This is a genomic window from Microbispora bryophytorum, from assembly GCF_043197435.1.
GTDB classification, from domain to species: Bacteria; Actinomycetota; Actinomycetes; order Streptosporangiales; family Streptosporangiaceae; genus Microbispora; species Microbispora bryophytorum.
Map to the genome: position 1 here is coordinate 639268 of NZ_JBICTF010000003.1, position 18828 is coordinate 658095.

The 18828-nt window shown below is 71.8% G+C and carries 14 protein-coding genes; 6 read left to right on the top strand and 8 right to left on the bottom strand.

The window, feature by feature from the left end; genetic code table 11:
* Window positions 1-149: 149 nt before the first annotated feature.
* From ACGFIB_RS12215 to ACGFIB_RS12235, 5 genes are all read right to left on the bottom strand, one after another.
* The gene (locus ACGFIB_RS12215) at window positions 150-1145 is read right to left on the bottom strand and encodes a calpain family cysteine peptidase (protein ID WP_393371024.1); all 996 of its coding nucleotides are present in this window, start codon (window positions 1143-1145) and stop codon (window positions 150-152) included.
* 170 nt (window positions 1146-1315) lie between these two features.
* Window positions 1316-2617 (bottom strand): hydroxyacid-oxoacid transhydrogenase, encoded by a 1302-nt coding sequence (locus ACGFIB_RS12220; protein WP_393371027.1) that lies wholly within the window; start codon window positions 2615-2617, stop codon window positions 1316-1318.
* 119 nt (window positions 2618-2736) lie between these two features.
* A complete protein-coding gene (locus tag ACGFIB_RS12225) occupies window positions 2737-3273 on the bottom strand; it encodes a hypothetical protein (protein ID WP_393371030.1) in 537 nt (178 codons plus the stop codon).
* Window positions 3274-3281: 8 nt separating this feature from the next.
* Window positions 3282-4040 carry a MerR family transcriptional regulator gene (locus ACGFIB_RS12230; RefSeq protein WP_393371033.1) on the bottom strand — a complete coding sequence of 253 codons (759 nt, stop codon included), beginning with the start codon at window positions 4038-4040 and terminating at the stop codon, window positions 3282-3284.
* Window positions 4041-4081: 41 nt separating this feature from the next.
* Complete coding sequence (locus ACGFIB_RS12235; RefSeq protein ID WP_393371037.1) at window positions 4082-4801, bottom strand: M50 family metallopeptidase; 720 nt, start codon at window positions 4799-4801, stop codon at window positions 4082-4084.
* A gap of 241 nt (window positions 4802-5042) precedes the next feature.
* Between ACGFIB_RS12235 and ACGFIB_RS12240 the strand changes: the two genes are divergently transcribed.
* Window positions 5043-6134 (top strand): magnesium and cobalt transport protein CorA, encoded by a 1092-nt coding sequence (locus tag ACGFIB_RS12240; protein ID WP_223853263.1) that lies wholly within the window; start codon window positions 5043-5045, stop codon window positions 6132-6134.
* A 47-nt stretch (window positions 6135-6181) separates the two neighbouring features.
* Here ACGFIB_RS12240 and ACGFIB_RS12245 read toward each other — a convergent pair whose 3' ends face one another.
* On the bottom strand, window positions 6182-8110 hold the full coding sequence (locus tag ACGFIB_RS12245) for an ABC1 kinase family protein (RefSeq protein WP_393371040.1): 1929 nt from the start codon (window positions 8108-8110) through the stop codon (window positions 6182-6184).
* Window positions 8111-8271: 161 nt separating this feature from the next.
* Entirely contained in the window at window positions 8272-9600 is a 1329-nt protein-coding gene (locus tag ACGFIB_RS12250) for a hypothetical protein (protein WP_393371043.1), read from the bottom strand.
* Between the two features lie 204 nt (window positions 9601-9804).
* Here ACGFIB_RS12250 and ACGFIB_RS12255 point away from each other — a divergent pair, with 204 nt between their 5' ends.
* A complete protein-coding gene (locus tag ACGFIB_RS12255) occupies window positions 9805-12021 on the top strand; it encodes a thiamine pyrophosphate-dependent enzyme (RefSeq protein ID WP_393371046.1) in 2217 nt (738 codons plus the stop codon).
* Between the two features lie 272 nt (window positions 12022-12293).
* Here ACGFIB_RS12255 and ACGFIB_RS12260 read toward each other — a convergent pair whose 3' ends face one another.
* Window positions 12294-12896 (bottom strand): SACE_7040 family transcriptional regulator, encoded by a 603-nt coding sequence (locus ACGFIB_RS12260; RefSeq protein ID WP_229689672.1) that lies wholly within the window; start codon window positions 12894-12896, stop codon window positions 12294-12296.
* Window positions 12897-12942: 46 nt separating this feature from the next.
* Here ACGFIB_RS12260 and ACGFIB_RS12265 point away from each other — a divergent pair, with 46 nt between their 5' ends.
* The 4 genes from ACGFIB_RS12265 to ACGFIB_RS12280 all read left to right on the top strand — a co-directional run bounded on the left by ACGFIB_RS12265 (window position 12943) and on the right by ACGFIB_RS12280 (window position 18740).
* Window positions 12943-14517: a carboxyl transferase domain-containing protein gene (locus ACGFIB_RS12265; RefSeq protein WP_357256693.1), complete on the top strand. Its 1575-nt coding sequence runs from the start codon at window positions 12943-12945 to the stop codon at window positions 14515-14517.
* 74 nt (window positions 14518-14591) lie between these two features.
* Window positions 14592-16547 carry an acetyl/propionyl/methylcrotonyl-CoA carboxylase subunit alpha gene (locus ACGFIB_RS12270; RefSeq protein WP_357257443.1) on the top strand — a complete coding sequence of 652 codons (1956 nt, stop codon included), beginning with the start codon at window positions 14592-14594 and terminating at the stop codon, window positions 16545-16547.
* Window positions 16538-17590 carry a hydroxymethylglutaryl-CoA lyase gene (locus ACGFIB_RS12275; RefSeq protein WP_457852311.1) on the top strand — a complete coding sequence of 351 codons (1053 nt, stop codon included), beginning with the start codon at window positions 16538-16540 and terminating at the stop codon, window positions 17588-17590. Before ACGFIB_RS12270 ends, ACGFIB_RS12275 begins: the two co-directional genes overlap by 10 nt.
* A gap of 1 nt (window position 17591) precedes the next feature.
* A complete protein-coding gene (locus tag ACGFIB_RS12280) occupies window positions 17592-18740 on the top strand; it encodes an acyl-CoA dehydrogenase family protein (protein WP_142570232.1) in 1149 nt (382 codons plus the stop codon).
* Window positions 18741-18828 lie beyond the last annotated feature (88 nt).

Sequence of the window (18828 nt, forward strand, 5' to 3'; positions counted from 1 at the left end):
CCGCCGGAGCCCCGCCGTTCGGACGGAGTCCCGCCGTTCGGACGGCGCCCGGCCGCGCTCCTCATCCCCCGCGCGACGGCGCTCGGGAGGGCGGAGGACGCCCCGGGACGGCGGAGGACGTCCCGGGACGCGGGAGGGCGGAACGTACGTCAGGTGGGGAGGCTGTAGGCGTACACCCACATGAACTTGCCGAAGAACGTGTCCCAGGGGAAGAACAGGGGCCAGACCTCGCTGTCGGCGACGAAGCCGGGGGCGGTCGAGACGTGGCGGGGCGTGGCCCATCGGGCGAGGAAGTCACCGGTGCGGCGGGTGTTGGGATCGCTGACGACGACGCCGTCCTCGCTGACGCGGATGATGGCGTAGTTGTGCCTCTTGTCCTGGATCGTGGTCGTCATCGGCATGTTCTCGGCATGGAAGCGCATCATCTTCTCCCGCCACGCCACAGGATCCGGCTTCGCGTTGTTCAGCAGCTGGATCTTGCTGGACAGGGGCGCGGTAAGGCCCAGGGCCAGCATCACCGGCTCCTCCAGGGCTCCGGCGAGCTTCCCGTAACCGCCCCACATGACGGCGAAGGCCTTCTCGAAGATCGCGGGCCAGACGGGGAACGAGGTGTCCTTCGTGTCGTTGCCCCGCAGGCAGTACAGCAGCTCGGATTCCTTCGACAACCGGTTCACCGGCAGGGCGCCGGAGACCCGGAACACCTCCGGTCTCTGGCTCGACGCCGGCGCCTTGTCGGGAGCGGGAGCGCGCTTCAGCGCGACCCCGTACGTGTCGGGGCCGCCGGACAGCGCCGAGGTCAGCAGGGCCGGCTGGGCGACGGCGATCGCCTGCAGGGCGGAGATGACCCGGCAGTCGCCGATCAGCCCCTGGTTGACGTCGGAGGGGAGTGGTGTTCCGGAGAAGGGCGCGTTCGTCAGCGGCAGGAAGCCGCTGGCCATGGTCTCGGTCTCGGCGACCATGGGCTCGGGGATGCCCTCCTTGAGCAGCGCGACGAGGTCCTCGTCGGCGAGCTGGACCGTGGTTCCCGCCGCGGCCCAGTCCTGCTTGACCACTCGTACGCAGCCCGGTTTCGGCTTGTCCACGACGATGATCTCCGACACCGTCAGCTCGACGGGCGAACCCGACAGCGATTGGCCCTTGATCATGCGGCCACCGGGAAACCGGACCCGGCTCGGAAGGGACGTAAGGGGCTGGTCGGTCATAAGACACCGCCTTGTGTCGTCCTATGGGCCCTCATGGTCTATGCGCAGGTCAGAGGGGTCAACCGTGAAGGATTCTCGCGTTGCCCCCTGGGCCGGACGGACACGCGCGCCGCTCACCAGAGGGACAGCGAACGGGTCAGGATGCCGGCGAGGTCCTCCTCCCGGACGGGTCTGGGGGAGGTGGTGAGCAGCCGCTGCTGCTTCATCGCCCCCTCCACCAGCGCCGGCACGTCGGCCTGCGCGTAACCCACGCCGCCGGTGCCGTTGGGTATGCCGACGTCGCGCATCAGCGCGGTCAGCACGCCGGGCAGGAACTCCGCCGGCTCGTCCGGCACGGCCGCCGCGGGATCGAGCAACGCGGCCGCGCGCAGGTGCCGCGCCGGGTCCGCCTCGAAGGTGAACCGGAACGCCTCCGGAGCGGTCAGCGCCACGGCTATGCCGTGCGGCACCATCGGCTCGCCGCCGGGATAGCCGCTCGGGTGGAAGTCCTTCACCCGGCCCGCGATCGGATAGGCGTTGGCGTGCGGGATGTGCACGCCCGCGTTGCCGAACCCGAGCCCCGCGAACGTCGCCGCCAGCGCCATCGCGCCCCTCGCCTCCGCGTCGTCGCCGTGCCGTACGGCGGTGCGGAACGAGCCCGCGAGCAGCCGGATCGCCTGCTCCGACCACATGTCCGCCACCGGGTTCGACCCGCAGTAGGGCACGCGCTCCTCCGGCCGCCTGCGCTCGTAGGAGGTGTACGGCCGGGCGGTGTAGCTCTCCAGGGCGTGACAGAGGACGTCCATCCCCGCCGCGGCGGTCACCTCGGGTGGTTGCGTCATCGTGAGGTCCGGGTCCACGACGGCCAGCACGGGACGGAGGCGGGCGTGGCTGATCCCCGTCTTGACCTTCAGGCCGAGCACGTCGAGCACGCAGATCGTGGTGCTCTCCGAGCCGGTGCCCGTGGTCGTGGGCACCGCGACCAGCGGCTTGAGCGGCCGGGAAGGGGCACGCCCGGCGCCGATCGGCGCGTTGACGTAGTCCATCAGCTCGCCCGGATTCGTCGTCAGCAGGTTGACGGCCTTGGCCGTGTCGATGCTCGACCCGCCGCCGACGGTGACGAAGGCGTCCCACGGGCCGCTCGCGCGGGCGTGCCCGATCGCCGCGAGCAGGCTCTCGTCGGTGGGCTCGACGTGCACGCCGTCGTACACCTCCGCGTGCATGCCGAACCCGGCGATCTGCTCGGCGATCCGCGCCGGGGCGCCGGTGGCCGCCACTCCGGCGTCGGTCACCACCAGCACACGGCGCACGCCGTACTGCCCGAGGTCGAAGCCGATCTCGGCGGACGCGCCGGGGCCGAACTTCAGGGCGGGCGCGCCGTACGTGAAGACGGACTCGGGGTTGCTCGGCACGATCACGATCGTTGGGCCTTTCACTCGCGGGGTCATGAGCGGGGTCTTGAGGGCACAGACCGGGACGCCTGCCACGTCCAGTCTCACCGAGCAGGTCACCGAGCAGGTCACCGAGGCGGTCGGGGAGGCGGTCAGGGAGGCGGTCAGGCAGCGCGCTCGCCCATGGTCGTCGTGGTGAGCGCGGCGACGGCCCGCACCGCCGCCGCCGGGTCGTCGGCGAAGAACCGCACCCGCCGCACGGCCGCCGCCGAACCTACGGCCGTCGTCCAAGGGCGGCGCGGGCGGGGCACCTCGATCGGTTCGCGCAGCTCGACCACGATGTTCGTCTGGGACGAGACCGCGAGGGCGAGTTCGCCGTCCGACAGGCGCACGAGTCTCTTCTCGTCGTAGCGGCGGTCGATCCGCGCCGACGCGACGAGCCCCGCCGGGATGTCCAGACCGAACAGCCGGCCGTACCGCAGGCGCAGCCCGTCCGGCGTCACCGTGTGCGGCCGGCGGGCGCAGCTCACCATGACGCCGAGAACGCCGAGGACCGACGACGCGTCGAGTGCCAGGATCACCAGGCGCGGCACGTCCGGCAGCCCGAAACGGCGCAGCAGCAGGTCCATGGCCACGGTCTCCAGGACCAGCACGAAAAGCATCGCCGCCATCGTCGGCGTCTGCTCCCGGCTGTACCCCACGGCGTGCCTCACGACGACGGCCCGTCCGTCAGCAGCGCCGTGGCCTGCCGTACGACCTCGGCCTGCGCGGGGGACAGATCGGCGAGGAACGCCTGGGCGAACGGGTCGTCGGCGCCGGGCATCGCGCGGGCCAGTGCGGCGGCGAGCTCGGGGGGCAGGTGGGCGGCGAAGTCGGCGGCGAGGGCGCCGACGCGGGGATCGGCGGGGTCGGCGCGGTCCAGCTCCGCCAGCCTCCGATACAACGCCTCGGCCCGGGCCAGCGCCTCCGGCGTGGTCATGGGCCGCATCAGTTCCAGCAGGCGGTCCCGGTCCTCCGGCTCCGCCGCGGTGTCGAGGAGGGCGAGCAGCTCGGCGTCGGCCGCTGCGAACGGCGAGTCGCGCACGGGCTCCAGGCACCGCAGGAACTCGGCCATCTGCGGTGAGACGGCTCCGTCCGGCGACGGCGACTCCTCGCTCAGCAGCACGGCGAGCCGCTCGCGCCTGACCCGGATCGCCGCCTCCTGCCGGGCGAGGTCGGTGTCCAGCTCCAGCAGTATCTCCCGCAGCTCCCGGGCGGAGTCGCCGGCCAGCACGTCGCGCACCTCGTCCAGCGACAGGCCCAGCTCGGTCAGCCTGCGGGCCCGGGCGAGGCGGAGCGCGTCGCGCAGGCCGTACTCGCGGTAGCCGTTGACCCGCCTCGGCGGCTCGGGCAGCACGCCCTGGTGGTGGTAGTGCCGCACAGCACGGGTGGACACCCCGGCCAGCGCGGCGAGTTCTCCGATCTGCATGCCCTCATTAGAGACGTTGACGTCGCGTCAAGGTCAACGGCTCACAGAGGCAGCCAGCGGGCGGTGAGGAGATAGCCGCCGTAGACGAGCGCGGCGGCGGAGACGAGCAGGAACAGCAGCACCCAGAACGTGCCGGGCACGCGGGTCAGCCGGGCGAGCTGGTCGGCGTCGGAGTCCGGGGCGCGGCCGAGGCGGCGCTTGGTCTGCAGCTCCAGGATCGGCCGCACACCGCCGAGCAGCAGGAACCACGCGGCGGCGTACGCGCAGGCCGACTGGACGTGGGGTGGGGCGAACCATGACAGCGCGAAGACCGCGCCGCCCACGGCGAGCACCGACACGGCGCCGAAGAAGTTCCTGATCATCAGCAGCATGCACGTCAGCAGCGCGAGCACGGCCCACAGCAGCATCGTGATCCGCCCGCCGGAGACCAGCCAGGCCGATCCGAGCCCGATCAGGGAGGGCGCGACGTACCCCGCCGCGGCCGTGGCGATCATGCCGGGGCCCGTCGGCCTGCCCTTGGTGAGCGTCACGCCCGAGGTGTCCGAGTGCAGGCGGATGCCCCGCAGCTTGCGCCGGGTCAGCACCGCGACCAGCGCGTGACCCCCCTCGTGCGCGATCGTGATCAGGCCGCGGGAGATGTGCCACGACGCCGGGTAGGCGACGACGCCGAGAGCGGCGAACCCGGATATGACGACAAGCCAGAGCGGGGGCGCGATCTGGGTGGCGCTCAGATGGTTCCACAGGGGCTTCAGGGGGTTCACCCCCGGAATCGTACGGCCCGGCGCACCGGCCCGCGCTCCCGTGCTCTCTGCGTTCCTGTGCTCCCCTGCTCCCCCTGCTCCCCCTGCTCCCCCTGCTCCCCCTGCTCCCCCTACTCCCCGGGCTCCCCGTGCTTCCGTCCCCGATCCGTACGGTCCACGCCCGAGTAAGGGTGACGATGGTGGTTACCTTCTACGTGTGGCTGAGCGGCGTATGCGTGGACTGCGCGGATTGAGTGGGCTGATGAGGGCGAAACCGGAGCATGCTCCCGAGCACTCCATGGACCCCCGTGCGAACGAGGGGGAGACGTTCAAGCAGAGCGTGATCGACAACGCGGTGTACGTCGACGGAGAGCGCGTGGACTCGCCGCTGTCGCTGGGCGACGCGATCGCCTCGCTGCGCTCGCGGCCTAGGGCGATGGCGTGGATCGGCCTCTACCGGCCGGAGGAGACCGAGCTGATCAAGGCGGCGGAGGAGTTCGGCCTGCACGAGCTCGCCATCGAGGACGCCATCGTCGCCCACCAGCGGCCCAAGGCCGATCGGTACGGCGACACGCTCTTCGTGGTGCTGCGGGCGGCGCAGTACCTCGACAAGCCCGAGAAGGTCGCCTTCGGCGAGCTGCACGTCTTCGTCGGCCCCGACTTCGTGCTGACCGTGCGGCACAGCGAGGCGCCCGACCTGTCCAAGGTGCGCCGGCGCATGGAGTCGGACCCCGACCTGCTCCGCCAGGGGCCGCAGGCCGTGCTGTACGCGATCCTCGACGCGGTCGTGGACGGCTACGCGCCGGTGGTCGCCGGGCTGCAGAACGACATCGACGAGATCGAGGTGCAGGTCTTCGGCGGCGACCCGGCCGCGCCCCGGCGCATCTACAGCCTGTCGCGGGAGGTCATCGAGTTCCAGCGGGCGACCAGCCCGCTGGTCCCGATGCTCGACGGCTTCATCGCGGGCTCTCCCAAATACGGAGTGAACGAGGAGCTGCAGCGCTACCTGCGTGACGTGTCCGACCACGCCATCACGGTCACCGAGCGGGTGGCCGGCTTCCGGCAGATGCTCCAGGACATCCTCGTCGTCAACTCCACACTCGTCAGCCAGCAGCAGAACGAGGAGATGACGAAGCTCACGGCGGCGAGCATCGCCCAGGGCAACGAGGTCAAGAAGATCTCGGCGTGGGCGGCCATCCTGTTCGCCCCGACGCTGGTCGGCACGATCTACGGGATGAACTTCGACCACATGCCCGAGCTGCACTGGGTGCTCGGTTATCCCGTGGCGATCATGCTCATGGGCGTCGTCTGTCTCACGCTCTACCTGGTCTTCAAGCGCCGCGACTGGCTCTGAGCCCCCCGGCGCCGCGGATTCACGAGCGGATTCACGAAGAGCGCGGTTCACTCCTCCCGGCGCTCACGGAAGATCGCCACGAGCACGCGCAGCGCGAGGACGGCGCTCACCACCAGCAGGTTGTAGCCAATGAGCTGATAGAGAGTGACGGTGGGGGTCACCCGCGGCCCGCGCTCCGAGTCGAGCAGCAGCACGGCCATGATCCCCGCGGTGGCCGCCAGCACCGTCAGGAGTGCCTGGTGCAGCAGGCCGGTCATGTGCCGCCGGTCCCGGGCGTCGGCGAACAGCCGCACGTTGACGCTGAACCTGCCGCTCTCCGCCGCTCCGACGATGCGGTCCACGCTGCGGGGCAGCCGCCGCAGCAGGGGCAGCAGCCGCACCGCCTCCTGGGCGACCGCGGTGCGGATCTCCTCCCGGCCGCCGGGCGCGGACAGGCGGCGGCCGGCGAACTCCCGCGCCTCCTTCACGATGTCGAATCCGGGCGCGAGGCCGGTGAGCGTGCCCTCGATCGTCCCGAGCGCCCGGAACACCGCCGCCACCTCCGGCGGCACCGACAGCTTGTGGGCGAAGACCAGGCGGAACAGGTCGGCGAACATCCGGGAGTCCGGGACGATGCCGGGCACCAGGTGGCGGGCCATGAAGCGGCCGATCTCGCGCTCCAGCTCACGCTCGTCGATCTCGTCCGGCCGGGGCACCAGCTCCAGCAGGGCGTCGCCGACGCCCGCGGGGTCGGCCAGGTCCAGCGCGGCGAGCAGGCGCTGGAGCGCGGCCCGCAGAGCGCCGTCGAGACGCCCGACGGACCCGTAGTCCAGCAGGGCGACGCCCCCGCCGGACAGCAGCATGATGTTCCCCGGATGAGGGTCGGCGTGGAACACCCCGTTCAGCAGGATCTGCTCCAGCAGCGCCTGCAGCACGGCCCTGGCGACCTCCTCGCGCTCGGCGGGGCCGAGGCCGGCCTGGCCGGTGGCCAGCGGAACACCGTCCAGCCGCTCCATCACGAGGAGGCGGCGGCCGCCCAGCCGCGGATGGGGCACCGGGGACCGTACGGCCGCGTCCTTCGACGTCGCGGCGACGGCGGCCATGTTCGCCGCCTCGACCCGGAAGTCGAGCTCCTCGCGCAGCGCCTCGGCGAACCCGCGGGCGAGGTCGCCGACGCCCACCCCGCGGGCCCAGCGCGTACGCCGCTCCGCCGTACGGGCGAGGCGGGCCACGATGTCGAGATCCCTCTCCACCACGGGGGCGATCCCGGGCCGCTGGACCTTGACCACCACTTCCTCTCCCGATCGCAGCCGCGCGAGGTGGACCTGCGCGATCGACGCCGCCGCCAGCGGCTTCCGCTCGAACGAGGCGAAGACCTCCTCCACCGGCCCGCCCAGTTCTCCGGTGACGACGCGCTCGATCTCCTCCCAGGGTGCGGGCTCGACCCGGTCCTGCAGCAGGCGCAGTTCCCCGATGAACTCGGGCGGCAGCAGGTCGCCGCGGGTGGACAGGATCTGCCCCAGCTTCACGAACGTGACCCCGCCCTCGTCGAGCGCCTCGCGCAGCGAGCGGGCCAGCCGTAAGCGGCTGGAGGGGGCGCCCAGGTCGGGGTCGCGGCCGCGCAGATACGGGCCGAGGCCGTGGCGGATGAGGATGCGGGTGATGCGCAGATAGCGCCGTGATCGTCCTGCTCGCCGCCGGATGCCCGCCACCGCCTCCAAGGGGCTCGGGATCGATCCCGTCGGCACCAGGGCCTCGGCGATCGCCAGGAACACCATCGAGGCCAGCAATGAGCAGGCGAACGCGAGAATGATGAACCACAGCGGGGTGATTCCGGCCTGGTTCCCCACCACCGGGCCGACCAGGGCCTGCGAGACCGGGCCGACCAGGAGGACGGCGAGGGCGGCGCCGAGCAGTGTGCGGACCGTCCCGAAGCGCAGGCCGAGAAGCCGCCGGGCGGCCAGGGCGAAGGCCGCGACCATCACGACGGCCGTCACTGCGAAGGCGATCAATATCAGCGCGTCCAACCGTCGCCCCCGATGCAGTGCTCGCAGTGTTCACGGTGATCGGCGAAACTTTAACCGCCCCGGCCGACAGACGATCAAGGACGTGAACCGGCCCGGGGCGTGGGCACGCCCCGGGCCGGCTCACTGATCTTCTAGCGCTTCACGCGCACCCAGTCGATCCGGCTGGTGGAGCGATCGGTCTCGCCGTTCCCGGCGAAGACGACCTTCCAGTAGCCGGACGCCGAGGCCGTGGTCTTGCCCCAGAACTTGCCGGTGCTGTTCGTCCACAGCGTCTTGACGTAGTGCCAGGAGCCGCCGGCCTTCTTGAACCACACGGTCACCCTCTGGTGGCCGTAGCCCTCCCAGCCGTGGTCCCAGGCCTGGAGCGCGCCCCGGAAGGTGAGGTACCGGTGATACCTGACCGGCTCCGGCGCGGCGTTGAACTGGACGACCCGGGTGTGGGCCTTGGCCGGAGGCGTCGGCCGGGGCACGCGGACCGTCACGTCGTCGGTCGCGCTCGCCGAGTAGCCCGCTCCGCCGGCGCCCTCGAACTCGGCCCGCCACGAGCCGGAGGTCCTGGCCGTGACGTCCACCGAGAAGCGGCCGTAGGAGTCGGTCCGGTCGGAGGTGACGTACTGCCAGTGGTAACCGCCGGCCGGCTTGAACAGGATCTTCACCTGCCGGCCCGGGTAGCCGCTCCAGCCGGCGAAGCCGGAGATCTCCAGCCGGCCGCGCAGGTGCAGGGTCTTACCGGCGTCGACGGGCTCGGGGGAGGCGTCGAATCCGGTGATCCGGGTGCGGCTGGCCTGGGCCCTGACGTCGACCCGGTCGCTGTCGCTCGTCGCGGGCTCGGCGTCGGAGGCGCCTTCGAACTCGGCGCGCCACCAGCCGCTCCTGTCCGCGTTGCGGTCGACCGAGAAGCGGCCGTGCCGGTCGGTCGTCACCGAGCCGACCCGGCTGTAGGAGCCGCCGACCGGCTTGAAGGCGACGTACACCCGCTGCCCGTCGTACGCCTGCCGGCCGCCGCCGTCCCGGTAGGTCAGCGCGCCGGTGAGCCTGATCCGGTCGCCCCGGTCGACGACGTCCGGCGCCGCGTCGAAGTCGAGATCGGTGGTCCAGTGGACCTGGAACTCCTTGCTCGCGGTGCGGCCGCCGGCCCACACCTGGAGCTTCCAGGTGCCCGGCTCGTTGCTGAAGGTGAAGTCGTGCTTGGCCGTGTAGGCGCCGTAGCCCGCGGGGCCGGGGTGCAGGGTGACGGTGCGGCCGTCGCGGTCGACGAGCCTCGCCGCGCCCTTCTCGGACGCCTTGTAGGTGAAGGTCGCCGTCGTGCCCGCGCCGGCGGAGACGACGACGGGACTGGGGGAGACGGTCAGGTCGCTGGGACCTGCCGTCGTCGCCGCGCCGGCGGTGGCCGGGAGCGCGACGAGGGCCGCCCCTCCCAGAGCCACTGCCGCGATCACGGCGTGAATGCGTTTCAACATTCCGGTAACCATCCTTCCCGGTGGTTGAACGCGGCATGAGGGTGCCACGTCATTCATAACGAGTAGACGGGCGAATGCCCGTGACGGTTTAACGCTCTGACTTATCGTCATCGATTCGTGTCAAAGCGTGTGATCCATAAGCGCTGCCGTACGGAGTTGTCGCTGTGCGGGACGGAGCGTGCATCGTGCGACATAATCGGCCGTGTGGTGCGGGACGCTGTGGAGACCCATTTCGCCGATGCCGTCGGGGCGCTGACCCCCGGACCCCCCCGGGATCCGGGCCTGCCGGTGCGGCCGGGCACGGGCCTGACAGGGGCGCGGTGCCGAGAGCTGTTCGCCGTGCAGCTCGGCAGCCGGCTCCTCGACGTCGCCGCCCGCCTCATGCGCGAGCGCGACGAGGGCTTCTACACGATCGGGTCGTCGGGGCACGAGGGCAACGCCGCCGTGGCGGCCGCGCTCCGCGTGGACGACCCCGCGCTCCTGCACTACCGGTCCGGCGCCTTCTACCTGACCCGTTCGGCTCAGGCCGGGCGGCTGGCCGAGGAGGGGCTGCGCGACGTGCTGCTGGGAATCGCGGCGTCGGCCGAGGAGCCGATCGCGGGCGGCCGGCACAAGGTGTTCGGCCACCCCAGCCTCGCCGTCGTCCCGCAGACCTCCACGATCGCCAGTCACCTGCCGCGCGCGGTCGGCGTCGGCTTCGCGATCGAGCGGGCACGCATGCTCGGGCTGCCCTCGCCCTGGCCGGGGGACGCCGTCGCCGTCTGCAGCTTCGGCGACGCGTCGATGAACCACGCCTCCGCGCTGACCGGGCTGAACACCGCCGCGTACGGCCGCTTCCGAGGGCTGCAGATCCCGGTGCTCTTCGTGTGCGAGGACAACGGCCTCGGCATCAGCGTGAAGACGCCGCCGGAGTGGGTCGCGCAGGCCAGGCACCCCCTGCTGGAGTACTTCCAGGCCGACGGCTGCGACCTGGCCGAGACCTACGACGCGGCGCTGCGCGCCGTCGAGCACGTGCGCGTCAACCGCGCCCCGGCGTTCCTGCATCTGCGCACCGTCCGCCTGATGGGCCACGCGGGGTCCGACGTGGAGATCGGCTACCGCACCCGCCGGGAGATCGCCGCCGACCTGGACCGCGACCCCCTCGTCCGTACGGCACGGCTGCTCGTGGAGGCGGGCCTGGCCGCGCCCGACGAGCTGCTCGCACGCTACGAGGCCGAGCGCGACCACGTGCTGAAGCTGGCGTCGGAGTGCGAGCGGCGACCCCGGCTCACGACGGCGGCGGAGGTGATGGCCCCGCTCGCGCCGCGCCGTCCCGAGGCGGTGGCCGCCGAGGCCCTGCGGTCGGCGCCCGTCGAGGCGCGCGAGCGCGCCTTCGCCACGCTCCCGGAGCAGGAGGGCAGGCTGACGGTCGCCCAGGCGGTCAACCGCGCGCTGGCCGACGCGATGGCGCTGGACCCCGGGGTCCTGGTGTTCGGGGAGGACGTGGCCCGCAAGGGCGGGGTGTACGGCGTGACGCGCGGGCTGCTGCGCAGGTTCGGGGCCGAGCGTGTCTTCGACATGCTCCTGGACGAGCAGGCGATCCTCGGGCTCGCACTCGGGGCGGGGGTGTCGGGGCTGCTGCCGGTGCCGGAGATCCAGTATCTGGCCTACCTGCACAACGCGCTCGACCAGATTCGCGGCGAGGCGTCGACCATGCAGTTCTTCTCCCAGGGCGCGTATCGTAATCCCCTGGTTGTACGAGTCGCCTCATATGCCTACCAAAAGGGCTTTGGGGGACATTTTCATAATGACAACTCAATTGCCGCATTGCGCGATATTCCCGGCGTGATCGTCGCGTCTCCGGCGCGGCCCGACGACGCCGCCGCGATGCTGCGCACCTGCCTGGCCGCCGCCCGGGCGGACGGCAGCGTCTGCGTGTTCCTCGAACCCATCGCGCTGTACCACACACGTGATCTCTACGAGGAGGACGACGGCGGCTGGCTCGCGCCGTACGTGCCACCGGCGCGCTGGGCCGAGACGCACGTTCCGGTCGGCCGCGCCCGCTCCTACGGCGACGGCCGCGACCTGACCATCGTCACGTACGGCAACGGCCTGCGGATGAGCCTGCGGGCGGCGGTCAAGCTCACGGCGGAGGACATGGGCTGCCGGGTGCTCGATCTGCGGTGGCTGTCGCCGCTGCCGGTCGACGACCTCATGCGCGCGGCCGAACTGACCGGGCGCGTGCTGATCGCCGACGAGACCCGCCACAGCGGCGGCGTCTCCGAGAGCGTGATCGCGGCGCTCGTCGACAACGGCTTCCGCGGCCCGATCGCCCGGGTGACCTCACAGGACAGCTTCGTGCCGCTCGGCCCGGCCGCCGACACCGTCCTGCTGTCGGAGTCCGACATCGAACGCGCCGCCCGCAAACTCCTCGCGGCGTGATCTTGTAGTTTGCCGCACGTACGGCTCCTGACCTGCCTGTCTCTATTTCGTGATCTTGCAAAAAATCCGGCCTATGACTTGTGGGCTGGGCCTTCCTGCTCCGTGATCTTGTAGTTGCAAGATCACGGAAGGCGTACGCGCTGGCAGGTGGGGGCGGGCGCCGAGGACTGCAAGATCACGGGAGGGGGCTCGGCAGGTCAGAGGCCGGCGTGCGACAAACTGCAAGATCACGCACGGGGGGAGTGCGGGTCGCACCACCTCTATGCGACAAACTACAAGATCACCCCCAAGGGGGAGAGGGCGGCGCGGGCCATGGCGCCGAGCAGATCGGCCATCGCCTCGGGGGTGAGCTCCCCTGCGCTGCGCGGAGTGGAGTTGAGCAGGCCGAAGACGGCGTGCGTGGCGGCGCGCAGCCGCGCGGGCGGGCACGCGGGGTGCAGTTCGGACAGCACGGTCACCCACTCCTCGACGTAGAGCCGCTGCAGGCGCCGGACGGCCCGGCGGGCCTGCTCCGGCACGTTGTCGAGCTCGCGCTCGTGGACGCGGATGAGCGCGGGGTGGGTCAGCGCGAACTCGATGTGCCCGGACAGCAGCGCGTCGAGCGCCGCGTCCGCGGTGTCGGGGTCGGCGGTGGTGGCCAGCCGTGCCCCCTGCTCGCGCAGCCGTTCGCTGATGTCCAGCAGCATCTCGGTGAGCAGGGCCTCCTTGCCGCTGAAGTGCCGGTACAGCGCCGGCCCCGAGACGCCCACGGCCGCGCCGATGTCCTCGATGGACACGCCGTGGAAGCCGCGCGCGGCGAAGAGGCCCGCGGCCGCTTCGAGGATCTCGGCCCGCCGATTGCGGGTAGGGGTCTTCACGGTCCTCTCGGTCGTCACGGCACCATGGTAGACGGAGTTTGTTAATGATGATTAACATCCGAGTATGAGCACGAGTGACTGGCCGGTGCTGGAGAGCCGGTGCGACCCGGGCGGCGAGCCGTACAAGCGCAACGCGGAGGCGAACGAACGCCTGGTGGCGGACCTGCGGGACCGGCTCGCGGCGGCGGCGCGCGGTGGGTCCGAGCGGGCCCGGGCCAGGCACGTCCAGCGCGGCAAGCTGCTGCCCAGGGACCGCGTCGACACGCTCCTCGACCCCGGCGGGCGCTTCCTGGAGCTGTCCCCGCTCGCGGCCACCGGCATGTACGACGACCAGGCCCCGGCCGCCGGGATCATCACCGGCGTGGGGCGGGTGAGCGGACGCGAGGTCGTGGTCGTGGCCAACGACGCCACCGTCAAGGGCGGCACGTACTACCCGATCACGGTCAAGAAGCACCTGCGCGCCCAGGAGGTCGCCCTCCACAACAACCTGCCGTGCGTGTACCTGGTCGACTCGGGTGGCGCCTTCCTGCCGAAACAGGACGAGGTCTTCCCCGACCGCGAGCACTTCGGCCGCATCTTCTACAACCAGGCCACCATGTCGGCGCGGGGCATCCCGCAGATCGCGGCCGTGCTCGGCTCCTGCACCGCGGGCGGCGCGTACGTCCCGGCGATGAGCGACGAGGCCGTGATCGTCCGCAACCAGGGCACGATCTTCCTGGGCGGGCCGCCGCTGGTCAAGGCCGCCACCGGCGAGACCGTCACCGCGGAGGAACTGGGCGGCGGCGAGGTCCACGCCCGCGTCAGCGGCGTCACCGACCACCTCGCCGAGGACGACGCGCACGCCCTGAAGATCGTTCGGGACATCGTCGCGTCGCTCGGCCCGAGAAGTCCTCGTCCGTGGGAGGTGGGCCCCGCGGAGCCGCCGCTCCACGACCCGCACGACCTGTACGGCATCGTCCCCCAGGACACGCGCCGGCCGTACGACGTGCGCGAGGTGATCGCCCGCATCGTCGACGGCAGCCGGTTCCTGGAGTTCAAGGCCGAGTACGGCCCCACCCTGGTCACCGGGTTCGCCCGGATCCACGGGCACCCCGTGGGGATCGTGGCCAACAACGGTGTCCTGTTCGGCGAGTCGGCGCTCAAGGGGGCGCACTTCATCGAGCTGTGCGACCGGCGATCGATCCCGTTGGTGTTCCTGCAGAACATCAGCGGCTTCATGGTCGGCAAGGCGTACGAGGCCGGGGGCATCGCCAAGCACGGCGCGAAGATGGTGACGGCGGTCGCCTGCGCCCGGGTGCCGAAGTTCACCGTGATCATCGGCGGTTCGTTCGGCGCGGGCAACTACGCGATGGCGGGCCGCGCCTACTCGCCGCGCTTCCTGTGGATGTGGCCGAACGCCCGCATCTCGGTCATGGGCGGCGAGCAGGCCGCCACCGTGCTCACCATGGTCGGCGACGCCGACGCCGAGGAGATCCGGGCCCAGTACGAGCACCAGGGCAACCCCTACTACTCGACCGCGCGCCTGTGGGACGACGGAGTGATCGACCCGGCGGACACCAGGACCGTCCTCGGCCTGGCGCTCGGCGCCGCCGCGAACGCCCCCCTCGAACCCGTCGGCTACGGCGTCTTCCGGATGTGAGGCAGCGACATGACGCGTTCACCGGCTCCTCGTCCGCTCCTTGGGCGGCTGACCCGTCACGGGGTGCGGTCGTGATGTTCTCCAGTGTCCTGATCGCCAACCGGGGCGAGATCGCCGTCCGGATCATCCGCACGCTGCGCGCCCTGGGCGTGCGGGCCGTCGCCGTCCACAGCGACGCCGACCGTGACGCGCGCCACGTGCGCGAGGCCGACCTCGCCGTACGGCTCCCGCGCGGTTACCTCGACATCGACGCGATCGTCGAGGCCGCCCGGGTGAGCGGCGCCGAGGCCGTCCACCCCGGGTACGGCTTCCTCGCCGAGAACGCCGAGTTCGCCCAGCGCTGCGCGGCCGAGGGCCTGGTGTTCGTCGGCCCGCCGGCCGGGGCCATCGAGGCCATGGGCGACAAGATCCGGGCCAAGGAGACCGTCGCCCGTGCGGGTGTGCCGGTCGTGCCCGGGGGCGCGGAACCACACGACGACCTGGCCGAGGTCGCCGGGCGCATCGGCTTCCCCGTGCTGATCAAGCCGTCCGCGGGCGGGGGCGGCAAGGGCATGCTGCGGGTCGAGTCCGCCGACGGCCTGGCCGCGGCCGTCGAGTCGGCCCGCCGTACGGCGACGGCGGCCTTCGGGGACGGCACCCTGCTGATCGAGCGGTTCGTGGACCGGCCGCGGCACATCGAGATCCAGATCATGGCCGACGGCCACGGGAACGTCGTGCACCTCTGCGAGCGCGAGTGCAGCCTGCAGCGGCGCCACCAGAAGATCGTCGAGGAGGCGCCCTCGCCGCTGCTCGACGACGAGACGCGGGCCCGCATGGGGGCGGCGGCGGTGCGGGCCGCCCGGTCGGTCGGCTACGTCGGCGCGGGGACGGTCGAGTTCATCGTCCCCGGCTCCCGTCCCGGCGACTTCTTCTTCATGGAGATGAACACGCGGCTGCAGGTCGAGCACCCGGTCACCGAGATGGTCACGGGTCTCGACCTGGTCGAACTGCAACTGCGGATCGCCGCGGGGGAGTTGCTGCCGTTCGGGCAGGACGAGGTGCGCCTGCGCGGCCACGCCGTCGAGGCCCGCGTCTACGCCGAGGACCCGGCCCGCGACTTCCTGCCGACCGGCGGCCGGATCCTGGCCCTGCGCGAGCCCGCGGGGGAGGGCGTGCGGTTTGATTCCGGGCTGAGCGGCGGGACGGCCGTGGGCAGCGACTACGACCCCATGCTGGCCAAGGCGGTCGCCTGGGCCCCCGACCGGGCGGGCGCGCTGGCGGCCCTCGGCCGTGCGCTGGCCTCGACCGTGATCCTCGGGGTCACCACGAACATCGGGTTCCTGCGCGCGCTGCTGGCCGACCCCGAGGTCGCGGCCGGGCGGCTCGACACCGGGCTGGTCGAGCGGCGGCTCGGCGACCTGGTGTCCGGCGAGGTGCCGGACGAGGTTCTCGCCGCCGCCGCGCTCGTCTTCCACGCCGGGCCCCACGGCCACGGCCGGGGGCGGGCGACGGACGACCCGTGGGACGTGGCGGACGGGTGGCGCGTCGGAGAGCCCGCCTGGACCGTGCATCGGCTCGGCGTGCCCGTACGGGTGCGGGGCACCGGAGGCGACGCGGAGATCGAAGTTAACGATCGTTCACTTGGCCGGGCTCGGCTGGAGTGGGCCGGCACCGATGAGGTGGCGGTCACTCTCGGCGGCGTCACCCGGAGGTACGCGGTGGCCCGGAACCGCGACACGGTGTGGCTGGGCGAGGGCGGCCGCGCATGGCCCGTCACCCGGCACGATCCCGGCGACCCGACGGACCGGCAGGGCGGGGCGCTCGCCGGCGACGGGGTCGTACGCAGCCCGATGCCGGGAACGGTGCTGCTCGTGAAGGCGGCGGAGGGCGACCGGGTCACCGCGGGACAGCCGCTGGTCGTCGTGGAGGCGATGAAGATGGAACACACCCTGACGGCGCCGGCCGACGGCGTGCTCGCCGAGCTGCGGGCCCGGCCGGGGCAGACGGTGGAGCTGGACGCGGTCGTGGCGAGGGTGACGCCGTGCGAGTGACGATCTACGAGGTCGGCCCGCGCGACGGCCTGCAGAACGAGTCCGCCGTCGTGCCCGTCGAGGTCAAGCGCGAGTTCATCGGCCGGCTCGCCGCGGCCGGGCTGACGACCATCGAGGCGACGAGCTTCGTCCACCCCACGTGGGTGCCCCAGCTCGCGGACGCCGCGGAACTGCTGGAGAGCCTGCCGCGGGTGCCGGGAGTCCGCTACCCGGTGCTCGTGCCGAACGAGCGGGGTCTCGACCGCGCGCTGGAGCAGGGGGTGACCGACATCGCGATCTTCGGCAGTGCCACCGAGTCGTTCGCCCGGCGCAACCTGAACCGGACCGTCGAGTCGCAGTTCGAGATGTTCGCCCCCGTCGTGGAGCGGGCTCTCGCCCACGGCATGCGGGTCAGGGCGTATGTGTCGATGTGCTTCGCCGACCCCTGGGAGGGACCGGTCGCGCCCGAGCAGGTCGCCCGGGTCGGGCGCAGGCTGCTCGACCTCGGCTGCTACGAGCTGTCGCTCGGCGACACGATCGGCGTCGGCACACCCCGGCACGTCGAGGCGCTGCTCGACGCCTTCGCCGAGGCCGGGGCCGGGCCCGACCGGCTGGCCGTCCACTTCCACGACACCTACGGCCAGGCCCTCGCCAACACGCTCACCGCGATCAAGCGGGGGATCACGGTCGTGGACTCCTCCGCCGGCGGCATCGGCGGCTGCCCGTACGCCAAGAGCGCCACCGGCAACCTCGCGACCGAGGACCTGGTCTGGATGCTCGACGGTCTCGGCGTCGAGACCGGGTTGGACGTCGGGTCGCTGACGGCCACCAGCCTCTGGCTCGCCGAGATCCTGGGCCGGCCGAGCCCCTCCCGCGTCGTCCAGGCTCTGGGCAGGGAGTTTCCCGCGGATCTCGCCGTAGCGAGGATCGACCGGGCGGATGCATCGCAACGCGGAGGAGGAGCCCGTAGCGGAGCCATGGGCGACGACGACAACGAAGCGAGGCGCCGCCTGGGCGACCGCAGTAGGCGAAAGATCCAAGGGAAACGACCGGAGGAGAGTTGAGATGCTCAATGACGAGCACGTCGAACTGCGCAAGTCGGTCGAGGAGTTCGCCCGTGAGGTGGTGGCCCCCGTCATCGGGGACTACTACGAGCGGTGCGAGTTCCCCTACGACATCGTCCGCAAGATGGGCGCGATGGGCCTGTTCGGCCTGCCCGTCCCGGAGGAGTACGGCGGCATGGGCGGCGACTACTTCGTCCTGTGCCTGGCGTTGGAGGAGCTGGCCAGGGTCGACTCCTCGGTGGCGATCACCCTGGAGGCGGCGGTCTCGCTGGGCGAGATGCCCATCCTGCGGTTCGGCACGGACGCCCAGAAGCAGCGGTGGCTGCCGAAGATGGCGGCGGGGGAGATCCTCGGGGCGTTCGGGCTGACCGAGCCCGGCGGCGGGTCGGACGTGCCGGGTGGCATGCGCACCACGGCCGTTCTCGACGGCGGCGAATGGGTGATCAACGGCTCGAAGGCGTTCATCACCAACTCGGGCACCGACATCACCGGTGTCGTCGCCGTGGCGGCGATCACCGGCCGCAGGCAGGACGGCAGGCCGGAGATCTCCACGATCCTCGTGCCGTCGGGCACGCCCGGCCTCACCGTGTCGGAGAAGTACTCCAAGGTCGGCTGGTCGGCCTCGGACACCCGGGAGCTGTCGTTCACCGGCTGCCGGGTGCCGGAGGAGAACCTGCTGGGCGAGCGCGGCCGGGGCTACGCACAGTTCCTCCAGACGCTGGACGAGGGCCGGGTGGCCATCGCCGCGCTGTCGGTGGGTCTCGCCCAGGGCTGCGTGGACGAGTCCCTCCGGTACGTGCGGGAGCGCCGGGCCTTCGGCCAGGAGATCGGCCGCTATCAGTCCATGCAGTTCAAGATCGCCGACATGGAGGCCAGGGTGCACACGGCCCGCCTGGCCTACTACCACGCCGCCGAGCGCATGCTGGCCGGTCTGCCGTTCAAGAAGGAGGCCGCCATCGCCAAGCTCGTCTCGTCCAACGCCGCGATGGACAACGCCCGGGACGCCACGCAGGTCTTCGGCGGCTACGGCTTCATGAACGAGTTCCCCGTCGGCCGCTTCTACCGGGACGCGAAGATCCTGGAAATCGGCGAGGGGACGAGCGAGGTGCAGCGCATGCTCATCGCCCGCGAACTCGGCCTGCCCGCCTGAACTGGTTCCGCCTGATCTCGTCCCGCGTGAACTCGTCCCGCTAGCACCCGCGTGAACCGTCCCGCCTGGCGTTCCCGCCTCGTGGCAC

What these genes read in the sequence shown, in the direction of transcription:
- ACGFIB_RS12215 (WP_393371024.1), bottom strand. Translation starts at nt 1,145, where the DNA reads ATGATCAAGGGCCAATCGCTGTCGGGTTCGCCCGTCGAGCTGACGGTG.
- ACGFIB_RS12230 (WP_393371033.1), bottom strand. Translation starts at nt 4,040, where the DNA reads ATGCAGATCGGAGAACTCGCCGCGCTGGCCGGGGTGTCCACCCGTGCT.
- ACGFIB_RS12240 (WP_223853263.1), top strand. Translation starts at nt 5,043, where the DNA reads ATGAGGGCGAAACCGGAGCATGCTCCCGAGCACTCCATGGACCCCCGT.
- ACGFIB_RS12250 (WP_393371043.1), bottom strand. Translation starts at nt 9,600, where the DNA reads ATGTTGAAACGCATTCACGCCGTGATCGCGGCAGTGGCTCTGGGAGGG.
- ACGFIB_RS12265 (WP_357256693.1), top strand. Translation starts at nt 12,943, where the DNA reads ATGAGCACGAGTGACTGGCCGGTGCTGGAGAGCCGGTGCGACCCGGGC.
- ACGFIB_RS12270 (WP_357257443.1), top strand. Translation starts at nt 14,592, where the DNA reads ATGTTCTCCAGTGTCCTGATCGCCAACCGGGGCGAGATCGCCGTCCGG.
- ACGFIB_RS12280 (WP_142570232.1), top strand. Translation starts at nt 17,592, where the DNA reads ATGCTCAATGACGAGCACGTCGAACTGCGCAAGTCGGTCGAGGAGTTC.